At 61.0% G+C, this 13519-nt stretch carries 14 protein-coding genes; 11 read left to right on the top strand and 3 right to left on the bottom strand.

Features of this window, described 5'->3' with window-relative positions; translation table 11 throughout:
- Window positions 1-121 precede the first annotated feature (121 nt).
- Genes lpxD through ACPJXG_RS15965 form a run of 7 tightly spaced genes read left to right on the top strand, consistent with a single transcriptional unit; the run spans window position 122 to window position 6293 of the window.
- The gene (lpxD, locus tag ACPJXG_RS15995; protein WP_425251664.1) at window positions 122-1177 is read left to right on the top strand and encodes a UDP-3-O-(3-hydroxymyristoyl)glucosamine N-acyltransferase; all 1056 of its coding nucleotides are present in this window, start codon (window positions 122-124) and stop codon (window positions 1175-1177) included.
- Window positions 1174-1668: a 3-hydroxyacyl-ACP dehydratase FabZ gene (fabZ, locus tag ACPJXG_RS15990; RefSeq protein WP_035818168.1), complete on the top strand. Its 495-nt coding sequence runs from the start codon at window positions 1174-1176 to the stop codon at window positions 1666-1668. The genes lpxD and fabZ overlap by 4 nt, the downstream gene beginning before the upstream one ends.
- The gene (gene lpxA / locus ACPJXG_RS15985; RefSeq protein ID WP_035818170.1) at window positions 1668-2459 is read left to right on the top strand and encodes an acyl-ACP--UDP-N-acetylglucosamine O-acyltransferase; all 792 of its coding nucleotides are present in this window, start codon (window positions 1668-1670) and stop codon (window positions 2457-2459) included. Before fabZ ends, lpxA begins: the two co-directional genes overlap by 1 nt.
- Window positions 2443-3627 (top strand): lipid-A-disaccharide synthase, encoded by a 1185-nt coding sequence (gene lpxB / locus ACPJXG_RS15980; RefSeq protein WP_425251663.1) that lies wholly within the window; start codon window positions 2443-2445, stop codon window positions 3625-3627. The genes lpxA and lpxB overlap by 17 nt, the downstream gene beginning before the upstream one ends.
- A gap of 37 nt (window positions 3628-3664) precedes the next feature.
- Complete coding sequence (gene rnhB, locus ACPJXG_RS15975) at window positions 3665-4303, top strand: ribonuclease HII (RefSeq protein WP_035818175.1); 639 nt, start codon at window positions 3665-3667, stop codon at window positions 4301-4303.
- Window positions 4300-5085 carry a TrmH family RNA methyltransferase gene (locus ACPJXG_RS15970; protein ID WP_425251662.1) on the top strand — a complete coding sequence of 262 codons (786 nt, stop codon included), beginning with the start codon at window positions 4300-4302 and terminating at the stop codon, window positions 5083-5085. The genes rnhB and ACPJXG_RS15970 overlap by 4 nt, the downstream gene beginning before the upstream one ends.
- An 11-nt stretch (window positions 5086-5096) precedes the next feature.
- The gene (locus ACPJXG_RS15965) at window positions 5097-6293 is read left to right on the top strand and encodes an aminotransferase class V-fold PLP-dependent enzyme (protein ID WP_425251661.1); all 1197 of its coding nucleotides are present in this window, start codon (window positions 5097-5099) and stop codon (window positions 6291-6293) included.
- Window positions 6294-6329: 36 nt separating this feature from the next.
- Here ACPJXG_RS15965 and ACPJXG_RS15960 read toward each other — a convergent pair whose 3' ends face one another.
- The 3 genes from ACPJXG_RS15960 to ppsR all read right to left on the bottom strand — a co-directional run bounded on the left by ACPJXG_RS15960 (window position 6330) and on the right by ppsR (window position 8714).
- A complete protein-coding gene (locus ACPJXG_RS15960) occupies window positions 6330-6881 on the bottom strand; it encodes a hypothetical protein (RefSeq protein ID WP_152598649.1) in 552 nt (183 codons plus the stop codon).
- 60 nt (window positions 6882-6941) lie between these two features.
- The gene (locus ACPJXG_RS15955) at window positions 6942-7397 is read right to left on the bottom strand and encodes a hypothetical protein (RefSeq protein ID WP_425251660.1); all 456 of its coding nucleotides are present in this window, start codon (window positions 7395-7397) and stop codon (window positions 6942-6944) included.
- Between the two features lie 468 nt (window positions 7398-7865).
- On the bottom strand, window positions 7866-8714 hold the full coding sequence (gene ppsR / locus ACPJXG_RS15950) for a posphoenolpyruvate synthetase regulatory kinase/phosphorylase PpsR (RefSeq protein ID WP_035818186.1): 849 nt from the start codon (window positions 8712-8714) through the stop codon (window positions 7866-7868).
- 152 nt (window positions 8715-8866) lie between these two features.
- Here ppsR and ppsA point away from each other — a divergent pair, with 152 nt between their 5' ends.
- The 4 genes from ppsA (at window position 8867) to ACPJXG_RS15930 (ending at window position 13517) form a co-directional block, all read left to right on the top strand.
- Window positions 8867-11299 carry a phosphoenolpyruvate synthase gene (gene ppsA, locus ACPJXG_RS15945; protein WP_035826959.1) on the top strand — a complete coding sequence of 811 codons (2433 nt, stop codon included), beginning with the start codon at window positions 8867-8869 and terminating at the stop codon, window positions 11297-11299.
- A gap of 167 nt (window positions 11300-11466) precedes the next feature.
- Window positions 11467-11964: a Dps family protein gene (locus ACPJXG_RS15940; RefSeq protein ID WP_034752224.1), complete on the top strand. Its 498-nt coding sequence runs from the start codon at window positions 11467-11469 to the stop codon at window positions 11962-11964.
- A gap of 176 nt (window positions 11965-12140) precedes the next feature.
- Window positions 12141-12557 carry an NfeD family protein gene (locus tag ACPJXG_RS15935; RefSeq protein WP_035818188.1) on the top strand — a complete coding sequence of 139 codons (417 nt, stop codon included), beginning with the start codon at window positions 12141-12143 and terminating at the stop codon, window positions 12555-12557.
- 15 nt (window positions 12558-12572) lie between these two features.
- Window positions 12573-13517, top strand: a complete 945-nt coding sequence (locus ACPJXG_RS15930; protein ID WP_035818190.1) for an SPFH domain-containing protein — start codon at window positions 12573-12575, stop codon at window positions 13515-13517.
- Window positions 13518-13519: the final 2 nt, after the last annotated feature.

Raw genomic sequence — 13519 nt, 5'->3', positions numbered from 1 at the left:
GTAGCGAGCGGATGTGAGTTGTGGTTGAGAAGCGGAGCTGTGCTGGAGCACAGTGAGCATCGGAGACCGCAAATCGCGCCGCGCAGCAGGCATAGTCAGGCGTTTTTATAAGGGTATATCGATGGGCACTCGACTAGGTGAATTGGTCGAACGCTTCGGCGGGCAGTTGGCGGGCGATCCGAACCTGGAAGTTACAGGCATCGCACCGCTGGCCGACGCCGGCGCTTCGCACATCAGCTTTCTCAGCAATAGCAAATTCCGCGCACAGGCGGCCCAGAGCGGCGCTTGCGCGCTGATACTCACGCCGGCCGACGACGCGCTGATCGGCGGCGAGTACGCCGGTGCGCGTATCGTCACCCCGAATCCCTATGTGTATTTCGCGCGCGCGGCGCAGTATTTCGCCTCCTTGGCCGAGATCAAGCCGCCCGTGGGTATCCATGCCAGCGCCATCGTCGATGATGGCGCGCAGGTCGACGCGACCGCATCGGTCGGGCCGCGCGCCGTGATCGAAGCGGGCGCCGTGATCGGTCCTGCCTGCGTCATCGGCGCCGGTTGCGTGGTAGGGCGCGACGCCGTCATCGGCGCCGGTACCCAGTTGTTCGCCAACGTCACCTTCCATGCGCGCTGCGTGATTGGCCAGCGCGGCATCATCCATTCGGGCGCCGTCATCGGCACCGACGGATTCGGCTTCGCCAACGAAGGCGGCGTGTATATCAAGATTCCGCAGACGGGCAGGGTGGTGATCGGTGACGATGTCGACATCGGCGCCAACACCACCATCGACCGTGGCGCACTGGCCGACACCATCATCGAAGATGGCGTCAAGCTCGATAACCAGATCCAGATCGGCCACAACTGCCACATCGGCGCGCACACGGCCATGGCCGGCTGCGTCGGCGTGGCCGGCAGCGCCATCATCGGCAAGTACTGCACCTTTGGCGGCGCCGCCATGGTGCTGGGCCATTTGACCATCGCCGACCGCGTCCACGTGGGCTCGGGCAGCATGGTCTCTCGTTCGATAGTGGAGCCGGGCCAGTACACGGGCTTCTATCCGCTGGCCAAGAACGCCGACTGGGAAAAGAGCGCCGCCATCGTGCGCAACCTGTCAAGCATGCGCGAGAAGATCCGCGCGCTTGAAAAAACAATTAAAACACTGACCACGCAAGACGAAAAATGACTACTGAAAAAAAGACCCTCGACATCCTCGCCATCAAATCGCTGCTGCCGCACCGCTACCCGCTGCTGCTGGTTGACCGCGTGCTGGACTGGGAAGCGAACAAAACCATCACCGCCATCAAGAACGTGACGGTCAACGAAGAGTTCTTCCAGGGCCATTTCCCGCACAAGCCGGTCATGCCTGGCGTGCTGATGATCGAAGCGCTGGCGCAGACGGCGGCACTGCTGTCGTTCCTGTCGATGGGCGTGAAACCGGACGAAAATTCGGTGGTGTACTTCGTCGGCATCGACAATGCGCGCTTCAAGCGTCCCGTCGAACCGGGTGACCAGCTGAAGATGGATGTGGAAATCCTGCGCGTTTCGCGCGGCATCTGGAAGTACAAGGCCGTCGGCACGGTCGACGGCAAGGTCGCGCTGGAAGCGGAACTGATGTGCACCATCCGCAGCGCGCAGGATGCGAGCCAATCTGCGAGCCAGCCAGCGGGGCAGTAATGGCGGCCATCCACTCCACGGCAGTCATCGATCCGAAGGCCGAGCTCGACAGCTCGGTCGAGGTGGGTCCGTACACCATCATCGGTCCGCACGTGCGCATCGGCGCTGGCACCAAGGTTGGCCCGCACGTGGTCATCGACGGCCACACGACGATCGGCAGCGACAACCACCTGTTCCAGTTTTCCTCCATCGGCGCGCAGCCACAGGATAAAAAATGGGCGGGCGAGGCGACGCGCCTGGACATCGGCGACCGCAACACCATCCGCGAATTTTGCACCTTCAACACGGGCACCGTGCAGGGTGGCGGCGTCACGCGCCTGGGCAATGACAACTGGATCTCGGCGTATGTGCACCTGGCGCACGACTGCCTGGTGGGCAACAACACGATTTTTTCCAACAATGCCCAGCTGGCGGGCCACGTGGAAATCGGCGACTGGGTCATCATGAGCGGCTTCGCCAACGTGCACCAGTTCTGCAAGATCGGCGCGCACGCCTTCGTCGGCATGAGCACCAGCCTGACGCAGGACGTACCACCGTTCGTCCTGTTGAACGGCAATCCGGCGCAAGCCCACGGCGTCAATATCGAAGGCCTGAAACGCCGCGGCTTCACGCGCGAGCAGATCAACGGCATCCGCACCGCATATAAACTCATCTACCGCGCGGGACTGACCCTGGAAGAATCCAAGGCTGCCCTGTTCGAAGAAGAAGCGGCGTCGTCGCCCGAGGTGGCGCAACACATACGCGCCATGCGCGAATTCCTTGGCGTGGCGTCGCGTGGCATCGTCCGCTGACCAAACCAGCGGCCTGCCGGTCGCCAACGTCGCCATCGTCGCCGGCGAGGTGTCGGGCGACCTGCTGGCCAGCCGGCTGCTGTCCGGCCTCGTGCCGCAGCTGCCCGGCGCGCGCTTCCACGGCATCGGCGGCGAGCACATGGCCAGGCAGGGTTTTGTCTCTGACTGGCCGCTCGACAAGCTGACCGTGCGCGGCCTGTTCGAGATCATCCCCCGCTACCGCGAGATCAAGGGCATCCAGAACGCGCTGCGCGACCAGTTGCTGGCCGAGCGTCCCGCCGTCTTCATCGGCGCCGACTATCCGGGTTTTAACCTGGGACTGGAACAACAGCTCAAGGAAGGCGGCATCCCCACCGTGCACTACATCGGGCCGCAGATCTGGGCCTGGCGCGGTGGCCGTATCAAGAAAATCATCAAGGCCGTCTCGCACATGCTGGTGATCTTCCCGTTCGAGGAAGAGATCTACCGCAAGGCAGGCGTGCCCGTCACCTATGTCGGCCATCCGCTGGCCGAGATGATTCCGTTGCAGCCCGACGAAGCGGCCGCGCGCCGTACCCTGGGCTTGCCGGAAGACGCCAATGTCGTGACCCTGATGCCGGGCAGCCGCACGGGCGAACTCAAATACAATACGGTGGCTTTCGTGACCGCCTGCAAATTGCTGCTGGCGCGCGACCGCTCCCTGCGTTTCGTCGCGCCCATGGCCGGCGAAAAACAGCGCCAGTACTTCCTGCAATTGATCGCGGAAGCGGGCTTGCAGGACGTCGAGATACTGCTCACCGACGGTGGCTCGCACACGGCCATCTGCGCCGCCGATGCGGTGCTTGTGGCGTCCGGCACGGCGTCGCTGGAAGTGGCGCTGTACAAGAAGCCCATGGTCATCGCCTACAAGATGATGCGCGCTTCGTGGGAAATCATGCGCCACATGGGTTACCAGCCGTGGATAGGTTTGCCGAACATCCTGGCGCGCGACTACCTGGTGCCCGAACTGCTGCAAAACGCGGCCAGCCCCGAGGCGCTGGCCGAGGCCATGTGGCAGCAGCTGAGCGACGTGCCGGGCCGTTTGCGCCTGGTGCAGCGCTTCACGGACATGCATCACAGCCTGCTGCGCGACAGCGCGCAGGAAAGCGCGAATGCCGTCATGCAGGTCATCGCCGCACACCGCAAGTAAGCACCGTTTCAATCGCAGTTCCTACCAAAGATTCAACGTGAAAAATATCTATCCCGGCCTGTTTGACGACTTGCCATTCTCGCTCGATGAAATCATCTGTGGCGTCGACGAGGCAGGCCGCGGTCCGCTGGCCGGCCCCGTGTTCGCCGCCGCCGTGATCCTCGACCCGAATCAGCCGATCGACGGCTTGCGCGATTCGAAAAAACTCAGCGAAGCCAAACGCGACCTGCTGGCGCCGCAGATCAAGGCCAAGGCCCTGGCCTGGGCCATCGCCGAAGCGTCGGAAGAAGAGATCGACCGCCTGAACATTTTGCAGGCATCGATGCTGGCCATGCGCCGCGCCGTCGAGGCGCTGGCGACCGTGCCGACCCTGGCCCTGATCGACGGCAACCGCTGCCCCGTGATGCCGATACGCGGCATGGCCATCATCGGTGGCGACGACAAGGTCGATTCGATTTCGGCCGCCTCGATCCTGGCCAAGACGGCGCGCGACGCGGCCCTGGTGCATCTGCATGCGGCCTATCCCGAGTACTGCTTCGACCAGCACAAGGGCTATGGCACCAAATTGCACCTGGAACGCCTGCACCTGCACGGCGCCTCGCCCGTGCACCGCCGCTCGTTCGCTCCCGTGCGCAATGTGATCGCCCTGTTTGGTGGACAGGAGGTGGCGGCATGAAGACGATTACCTCGCGCGACAACGCGCAATACAAGGATTTGCTGAAACTGGCGGGCAGTTCGCAGGCGCGCCGCAAGTCGGGCCGCACCCTGCTCGATGGGGTGCATCTGTGCCAGTCGTATCTGCAGCTGCGCGGCATGCCGGAGCAATGCATCGTCAGCGAAAGCGCCTTGCGTAACCCGGAAGTGATGGAGATCGTCGGCCAGCTGGAAAGCCAGCGCGCGCACGTACTGGGCTTGCCCGACGCGCTGTACAACGCGGTGAGCCAGGTCGAACACGGCGTGGGCGTGATGTTCCTCGTCGAGACGCCGGAACGTGCCGTCACGCAGCCGCTGAGCGTGTCGGCCGTGCTGCTCGATAACCTGCAAGACCCAGGCAACGTGGGGTCGATTTTGCGCAGCGCGGCCGCCGCCGGCATCACGCAGGTGTACTGCAGCGCCGGCACGGCCTTCTGCTGGTCGCCGAAAGTGCTGCGCGCGGCGATGGGCGCGCACTTCGTGCTCGACATCTTTGAAAACGTCGACCTGGCGGCGCTCGTGTCGGGCGCCACTGTGGCGACCCTGGCCACCAGCGGCTACGCCACGCAGCAGCTGTACGACGTCGACCTGCGCCAACCGGTCGCCTGGCTGTTTGGCCATGAAGGGCAGGGCGTGGCCGACGATTTATTGTCGATGGCGACACACCAGGTGGTCATTCCCCACCTGGGCCAGATCGAATCGCTGAACGTGGCCGCCTGCGCCGCCGTCTGCTTCTTCGAGCAGCTGCGCCAGGGCCAGCCCTGAACAGCGTAGCCATGACTTTCCCTGTGCTAGCCGATGGCGCCGCACGTGACGAGGCCTGGTGGCGCCAGGTGGCCGCGTTGTATCCCACGCCGCCGGACGCCATCGTCAATCTCGAACACGGCTATTTCGGCGCCATGGCCGCACCCGTGCAAGCGGCGTTCGAGCAGGCCGTGCGCTACACCAACGAGCAACTGAGTCCCTTCGTGCGCGGCGAGTTTACGCGCACGCACGTGGATATCCTGCGCCAGCGCGTCGCCGCGCTGATCCACGCCGAGCCGCACGAGATCCTGCTGACCCGCAGCGGCACCGAATCGATGCAGGTGCTGATCACGCAATACCACGGCCTGGCGCCCGGCGATACGGTTCTATGGAGTAATCTCGATTATCCGGCCATGCGCACGGCCATGCGCTGGCTGGCGCAGCGCCGTGGTGTCACCAGCACGCAAGTCACATTGAGCCTGCCCATCAGCGATGACGAGATCATCGCCAGTTACGCGCAAGCCATGCGCCAGGCCGTCAATCCAAAATTGCTGCTGCTGTCGCAGGTGACGCCGGCCAACGGCCAGCAACTGCCGGTGAAAGCCATCATGGCGCTGGCGCGCGAACATGGCATCGATGTGCTGCTCGACAGCGCCCATGCGCTGGGGCAGGTCGACGTGGACGTGCAAGCCATGGGCGTCGTTTTCGCCGGTTTCAATCTGCATAAATGGCTGGGCGCGCCGGCGGGACTCGGTGTCGTGTATATCCGCGCGTCGCAGTTGCACAAGATCGAGCCGCATTGTGGCGACGATGATTATCCGCTGGACGATATCCGCAGCCGCCTGCACATGGGCATGCCGCCGATCGGCGCCATCCTGGCCGCGCCTGCAGCGCTGGACTTTCATGCGCGACTGGGCGGCACGCCGGCCAAGACCGAACGCCTGGCCTGGCTGCGCGATTACTGGGTCAGCCGCGCCGCGCAACTGCCCGGCGTGCGCATGTTGTCGCCGCTGGACGCCAGGCACGGCACGGCGCTGGTCGCCTTTGCCGTCGACGGCATGGACGCGCGCGCACTGCAGCAAGTCTTGCTGCAGCGCTTTGGCGTATTTACCGTGCAGCGCAATATCGGCGCTACCGATGTCGTGCGCGCCACGGTGGCCGTCACGACCACCACAGCTGAACTGGACCAGCTGGTGGCGGCGCTGACGGTGCTGGGCAGCGAGGCATAGCGGCAGGTCCGCCAGGAAAGCCGGCTGTGCGGTGACTTACAGTTTTAGCTCAGCGATCTTGCGCAGACCCTGTTCGACATTGTTACGTGCCGCACCTTCCGTCGCCAGGCGCAGGCGTGTGGTTCCTGCGAAAGCGTCGGTGGCGCTGGCCGTGTATTCCGATTTGATGGCTTCCTGCCACACCTTGCTGCTGTCGCTGGCGCGTATCAGTGTCCAGCCCATTTCCAGGCCCACAGTAAAGGAAAAGCCGAAATTGGGCTGGACGACGTTGACGATGTTGACGGTCAGCAGGTAGTCGCCGCCCTTGCCGGGCACCACGCGCGAAAAGGTCTTGGTCTGGTTGATCGCTTCGGTGACCGCTTTCGCCAGTTCCGCGTTGTCGATCTGCGATTTACCCATGCTGTTGGTGCCGCTGCCGCCGAGCGCCGCCACTGACACCGATTGTGGGTGTTGCTGGCTTACTTTCAGCGTCACCGGCACCATTGCCTGATAGGTGACGGGAGATGCGCAACCGCCCAGTGCCAGCAGAGTGGCAACGACAGGGATGGCGAGCAGGCGCGCTGCAGGGAATGGCAGAATTTTTTTCATGATATGGGTAGTGGATGAGTGAACACGGCGCGGTTTGCCGCTGGCAGCAAACCGCAGGATTTACTGCGGCGAGGCGGAAAAAATATTGTTCAGCACTTCATCGACCATTTCGTCGGGCGACTTGCGTGTCATTGAGGTATGAAAGGAATTGCCAGTGGCAAGCGGGAAGCCGGTTTTCGGGTCGCGCAAGTTGACGCTCAGTTCCACCATGTACATGGTGATATCCCACACCCACTTGTCGGCGTACGTGACGGCGACATCGGCGTTGTACGGTCCCGCCAATACAGGACCGTTGGTCACCACATAGCCGCGCTTTTCCAGATTAGCCTTGATGATCTTGTCGATATGGCGCCCGTCTTGCGGCAACTTCACCACGTAGACGCTTTTGATACTGTTCAGATCGGTTCCCGGACTGAGCGAGCTGGTGGCTTTATTGACAGCGCAGCCGGTCAGTGACAGGGCCGCCAGCATAGTGCAGCTTGAAGCAAACACGGAAAGGGTATTACGTTTAAACATACTATGATGGCCTAGGTGGTAACGCGATCGAGCAAAAATAATGTCCGCGCGGTCGAGAACTCTTATTTGCTTTTAAGAAATAAAATAATAATGTATTTTTGATAAATAAGAAAGTGTAAAGATTGAGTTTTCAGCCCGCTGCGACCTGGCCGGCTATCGGCCACGCCGGATCACCGCAGTTTGGTCAGGGATATCGAAAGGGAGTTTTTGATCACTGGCCAGTCGGGGATGACTGCAGCAGAAAGTATGGTCGTGGAAAGTGCGAAAGATATTTTAAGAGCAAGCCTTGAACGGCATGGCAAAAGCATCGCTGGCCACGCGGTTTTGCTTTGCTCTGAATCCAATGCCGTTACGACGATGAAGGCCGCCGCCAGACCGCCAGGCCGCTAGCGCAAACCGCTGGCAAGTTTTATTGCAGACACCTTGCTTTCGACGTGATGCCTGCGCTACGCGGCGGACCTTTCTGTGTTAATACTCGCGGCGGTTCGGTTTGATCTCCTGGAGGATCGTCGTGGAGATCTCCTCGATCGACTTGGTGGTCGACGATAGCCAGCGGATGCCCTCGCGTTTCATCATTTTTTCCGCCTCGTTGACCTCGTAACGGCAATTTTCGATGGCCGCATACTTGCTTCCAGCGCGTCTTTCGTTGCGTATTTCCGACAAACGTTCGGGCGTAATGCTCAATCCGAAAATTTTATTCTTAAATTCCAGTAAGGCGGAAGGCAGCTTGTCGCGCTCGAAATCGTCGGGAATCAGCGGATAATTGGCCGCCTTGATACCGTATTGCATGGCCAGGTACAGGCTGGTCGGGGTCTTGCCAGAGCGTGAAACACCCACCAGAATGACATCGGCCGACGACAGGTTCTTGTGCGACTGGCCGTCGTCATGCGCCAGCGAATAGTTGATCGCCTCGATGCGGTTCTTGTATTCCTCGCTGTCGACGATGTTGTGCGAACGGCCGATGGTATGGGTCGACATCACGCCCAGTTCCTGCTCCAGCGGAGCGACAAAGGTCTGGATCAGGTCCATGTGCATGCCGCTGGATTTGCGGATCACGGCCGACAGGTCGTTCTTCACCAGGGTCGAGAAAATGATCGGGCGCTGGCCATCGGTGGCGAATGCTTCGTTGATCTTGCGCGCCGCCTCGTAGGCCTTGTCCATGGTGTCGATGAAGGGCAGGCGGATCTGACGGAAGCGCAGATCGAACTGCGTCAGCACCGAGTGGCCGAACGTCTCGGCGGTGATGCCGGTGCCGTCGGAAACGAAGAAGACGGTGCGGGCCGCGGAGGGCAGAGGAGGGCGTGGTTCTTGTGTCATGGGTTTTCGGATCAAGATTGTGCGTCGTCAATTTGCGCCGCACAAGGTAAAATGGCTGCAACGGTATGATTGTGCTGCACGACGCCAAGAATAACAAGAAGACTGTCTGTGCGCCGCGCGTAAAGATTTCTATCATCAGTAAGGGTGTCATTATGACCAACGCAGTATCGCAACAGCAGGAAGACAAGGACGCGGTGTATGTTGCCTCGTTCGAGCATTTGCGCATGACGGATGTCGAATCCGTCGGCGGCAAGAACGCCTCCCTGGGCGAAATGATCAGCCAGCTGGCGGAAGCCGGCGTGCGCGTGCCCGGTGGCTTTGCCACCACGGCGCAGGCATTCCGCGATTTCCTGTCGTATAGCGCCAATGGCGGCTTGCCGCTGGCCGAACGCATCGCCCAGCGCCTCGAAGGGCTGAACATCGATGACGTGCGCTCGCTGGCGCAAGCCGGTGCCGAGATCCGTCAGTGGATCGTGGAAACGCCATTCCAGCCACGCCTGGCCGCCGAAATCGACCAGTTCTACGCCAAACTGGTGGCCGATTCCGATACCGAAATGTCGTTTGCCGTGCGCTCCTCCGCCACGGCGGAAGACTTGCCGGATGCGTCTTTTGCTGGTCAGCAAGAAACCTTCCTGAACGTGGTCGGCATCGACAACGTGCTCGACGCCATGAAACAGGTGTTCGCGTCGCTGTACAACGACCGCGCCATCTCGTATCGCGTACACAAAGGCTTTACCCACGCGGAAGTGGCCTTGTCGGCTGGCGTGCAGCGCATGGTGCGTTCCGACCTGGGCGCGGCCGGCGTGATGTTTACCATCGACACGGAATCGGGCTTCAAGGACGTGGTCTTCGTCACCTCCAGCTATGGCCTGGGCGAAACCGTGGTGCAGGGCGCCGTCAATCCCGACGAATTCTATGTGCACAAGCCGATGCTGGAAAAAGGCAAGTCGCCTGTCATCCGCCGCAATATCGGCTCGAAGCTGCTGAAGATGGAATTCACGAACGAAGCGAAAGCTGGCCGTTCCGTGAAAACCGTCGACGTGCCCGTCGAAATGCGCAACCGCTACTCGCTGAACGACAGCGAAGTGGTGGAACTGGCCAAATACGCCGTCATCATCGAGAACCACTACGGCCGTCCGATGGACATCGAGTGGGGCAAGGATGGCCGCGACGGCAAGCTGTACATCCTGCAAGCGCGTCCCGAGACCGTCAAGTCGCAGCAAAAGGCGACCGACGTGCAGGAACGCTTCAAGCTGAAAAGCACCGGTACCGTGCTGACTTCGGGCCGCGCCATCGGCCAGAAGATCGGCGCCGGCCCCGTGCGCGTGATTCACGACCCGGCCGACATGGAGCGCGTGCAGCCAGGCGACGTGCTCGTTGCCGACATGACGGATCCGAACTGGGAACCGGTCATGAAGCGCGCTTCGGCCATCGTCACCAACCGTGGCGGCCGTACCTGCCACGCAGCAATTATCGCGCGTGAACTCGGCGTGCCGGCCGTCGTCGGCTGCGGCAATGCCACCGATGTGCTGAAAGACGGCACGTTCGTCACCGTCGTGTGCTCCGAAGGTGACGAAGGCAAGATCTACGACGGCTTGCTGGAAACGGAAGTGTCGGAAGTGTCGCGCGGCGAATTGCCGAAGCTCGATACCAAGATCATGCTCAACGTGGGCAACCCGCAGCTGGCGTTCGACTTCCAGTCCGTGCCGAATGCCGGCGTGGGCCTGGCGCGCCTGGAATTCATCATCAATAACAATATTGGTGTGCATCCGCGCGCGATCCTGGAATACCCGAACATCGATGCCGACCTGAAAAAGGCCGTGGAATCGGTGGCGCGTGGCCATGCATCGCCAAAAGCGTTTTATATCGACAAGCTGGCCGAAGGCATCGCCACCATCGCCGCCGCGTTCTGGCCGAAAAAAGTCATCGTGCGCCTGTCCGACTTCAAGTCGAACGAGTACAAGAAGCTGATCGGCGGTTCGCGCTACGAGCCGGACGAGGAAAACCCGATGCTGGGCTTCCGCGGCGCGGCGCGCTATCTGTCGGCCGACTTCTCCGAAGCGTTCAACATGGAATGCGAAGCGATGAAGCGCGTGCGCAATGACATGGGCCTGACGAACGTGGAAATCATGGTGCCATTCGTGCGCACCCTGGGCCAGGCCGAGAAAGTCATCGACCTGCTGGCGAAAAATGGCCTGAAGCGCGGCGAGAACGACCTGCGCGTCATCATGATGTGCGAAGTGCCGTCGAACGCCATCCTGGCCGACCAGTTCCTCGACCATTTCGACGGCTTCTCGATTGGTTCGAACGACCTGACCCAGCTGACCCTGGGCCTGGACCGCGATTCCGGCATGGAATTGCTGGCCGCCGACTTCGACGAACGCGATCCTGCCGTGAAAGCCCTGCTGGCCCTGGCCATCAAGGCGTGCCTGGCACGCGGCAAGTACATCGGCATCTGCGGCCAGGGTCCTTCCGATCATCCTGACTTCGCCGTCTGGCTGATGGAGCAGGGCATCGAATCGATGTCCCTGAATCCCGACTCGGTGATCGACACCTGGCAAAAGCTGGCTGCGCTGAAAGCGTAAGCATCTTTATCGCCCTCTGAAAACCCGCTGCCGCTCACCTGGCAGCGGGTTTTTTTATGCCCATCATGCAGGGACAGGCGATAACCATGCGGCGCACGGCAGTATTCGATGGGCTTGCGCCAGATCAGCTAAAATGATTCCACCAATACATTGAAACGGGAGTTCTCATGGCAAGCAAGAAACCGAGCAAAGTGGCAAAGATCGACATCGGCATTTCCGAGGCGGACCGCGCGAAGATCGCGGAAGGCCTGTCCGGCCTGCTGGCCGACAGCTACACCTTGTACCTGATGACCCATAATTTTCACTGGAACGTCAAGGGGCCGATGTTCAACACCCTGCACCTGATGTTCATGACGCAATACACGGAGCAGTGGGCCGCGCTGGATCTGATCGCCGAGCGCATTCGCGCCCTCGGCTATCCGGCGCCGGGCACCTACAAGGAATTCGTGAAGCTGGCCTCGATCAAGGAAATCGACGGCGTGCCGCCGGCGCTGGACATGGTCAGCCACCTGGTGTCGGCGCAGGAAGCGACCGCGCGCACGGCGCGCCGCCTGTTCCCTTTGCTGGAAAAGGCCAATGACCAGCCGACGGCCGACCTGATCACGCAGCGCCTCGATTTGCATGAAAAAACGGCGTGGATGCTGCGCAGCCTGCTGGAAGAGTAATGCCGGGCCTGCGGCGCTAATTCGCCCCTGCCTATTGACGCCATCAGGAATTGCGTTAGACTGCTTGTATATAGGTGTTTGGCAAGAATAATATCAGGCAGTCATACGCATTAAACCCCGTCGCTTATATAGGCTGCGGGGTTTTTTATTTTCGGATTCGCAAAGATGGAGGCATCATGGCTGAATGGGTAGGCTGGTTTGTGGCGGCAGGCGCGGTATTGATCCTTGAGCTGTTTACGGGCACGTTTTATTTGCTGATGATCGCCATCGGCATCAGTGCCGGAGGACTGGTGGCGCTGGCGGGCGGCAATGGTGGCTGGCAAGCTCTGACGGCGGCCATTGTCGGCGTGGCGGCCACTTTGTTATTGCGGCGCAGCCGTTTTGGCAAGGCGGCGCGGCGCGATGCGGCGCAGGATCCGAATGTGAATCTCGATATCGGCCAAAGCGTGGCGGTCGCGCATTGGGTCGATGGCGCGGCGCGCGTCATGTACCGCGGCGCCTTGTGGGATGTGGAACTGATTCCCGGCAGCGATACGCAGGCCGGTCATTACACCATACGTGCCGTGCGTGGCAGCCGTTTGATTGTTGAATAACCTGGAGAGTAGATTATGGAAGTAAGCACTGGAAGCGTGTCGCTGATCTTGTTATTGCTGGCATTGGTATTTGTCTTCAAGACGGTCAATGTGGTGCCGCAGCAGCATGCCTGGGTGGTGGAGCGCCTGGGCAAGTTCCATGCAGTATTGGGCCCAGGCCTGAATATCGTCGTGCCTTTTGTTGACCGCATCGCTTACAAGCACGTGCTCAAGGAAATTCCGCTCGACGTGCCGCCGCAGGTGTGCATTACGCGCGACAATACGCAATTGCAGGTCGATGGCATTCTGTATTTCCAGATTACCGACGCCATGCGTGCTTCATATGGCTCGTCGAATTATATTGCCGCCATTACGCAACTGGCGCAAACGACCTTGCGTTCCGTGATCGGTAAAATGGAACTCGACAAGACATTTGAAGAACGCGACCATATCAATACGGCCATCGTGAATGCCATCGATGAATCGGCGGCGAATTGGGGCGTCAAGGTATTACGCTATGAAATCAAGGATTTGACGCCACCCAAGGAAATCCTGCATGCGATGCAGGCGCAGATTACGGCCGAACGCGAAAAGCGCGCCTTGATTGCCGCTTCGGAAGGGCGCAAGCAGGAGCAGATCAATATCGCCAGCGGTGAGCGCGAAGCTGCCATTGCCCGCTCTGAAGGCGAGAAGCAGGCGTCGATCAACCGTGCCGAAGGCCAGGCCACGGCCATTGTCGCGCTGGCGCAGGCTAGCGCCGAAGCGCTGCGCCAGGTGGGCGCGGCCATACGTGAGCCGGGCGGGGAAGATGCCGTCAACCTGAAAGTGGCAGAGCAGTATGTGGGCGCGTTCGCGCAATTGGCAAAAACAAATAACTCGATTATCGTGCCGGCCAATCTGGGCGATATGAGCGGCTTGATCGCCACGGCGATGCAGGTGGTGAAAACGCAGAAGCCGAAAGGCGGCGTGGCGATTCCCTGATT

The organism is Janthinobacterium sp. NFX145, assembly GCF_049810325.1.
In the GTDB taxonomy this organism is placed as follows: domain Bacteria; phylum Pseudomonadota; class Gammaproteobacteria; order Burkholderiales; family Burkholderiaceae_D; genus Janthinobacterium; species Janthinobacterium rivuli.
The sequence above is the reverse complement of the archived record's forward strand: the minus strand, read 5'-3'. Positions and strand labels throughout refer to the sequence as shown.

Excerpts from the sequence above, each read along its gene's own strand:
- ACPJXG_RS15970 (WP_425251662.1), top strand. The coding sequence starts at position 4,300 with ATGAAGACGATTACCTCGCGCGACAACGCGCAATACAAGGATTTGCTG.
- ACPJXG_RS15930 (WP_035818190.1), top strand. The coding sequence starts at position 12,573 with ATGGAAGTAAGCACTGGAAGCGTGTCGCTGATCTTGTTATTGCTGGCA.
- ACPJXG_RS15955 (WP_425251660.1), bottom strand. The coding sequence starts at position 7,397 with ATGTTTAAACGTAATACCCTTTCCGTGTTTGCTTCAAGCTGCACTATG.
- lpxA (WP_035818170.1), top strand. The coding sequence starts at position 1,668 with ATGGCGGCCATCCACTCCACGGCAGTCATCGATCCGAAGGCCGAGCTC.
- ACPJXG_RS15935 (WP_035818188.1), top strand. The coding sequence starts at position 12,141 with ATGGCTGAATGGGTAGGCTGGTTTGTGGCGGCAGGCGCGGTATTGATC.
- ppsR (WP_035818186.1), bottom strand. The coding sequence starts at position 8,714 with ATGACACAAGAACCACGCCCTCCTCTGCCCTCCGCGGCCCGCACCGTC.
- ACPJXG_RS15965 (WP_425251661.1), top strand. The coding sequence starts at position 5,097 with ATGACTTTCCCTGTGCTAGCCGATGGCGCCGCACGTGACGAGGCCTGG.
- ppsA (WP_035826959.1), top strand. The coding sequence starts at position 8,867 with ATGACCAACGCAGTATCGCAACAGCAGGAAGACAAGGACGCGGTGTAT.
- lpxD (WP_425251664.1), top strand. The coding sequence starts at position 122 with ATGGGCACTCGACTAGGTGAATTGGTCGAACGCTTCGGCGGGCAGTTG.
- ACPJXG_RS15940 (WP_034752224.1), top strand. The coding sequence starts at position 11,467 with ATGGCAAGCAAGAAACCGAGCAAAGTGGCAAAGATCGACATCGGCATT.
- ACPJXG_RS15960 (WP_152598649.1), bottom strand. The coding sequence starts at position 6,881 with ATGAAAAAAATTCTGCCATTCCCTGCAGCGCGCCTGCTCGCCATCCCT.
- fabZ (WP_035818168.1), top strand. The coding sequence starts at position 1,174 with ATGACTACTGAAAAAAAGACCCTCGACATCCTCGCCATCAAATCGCTG.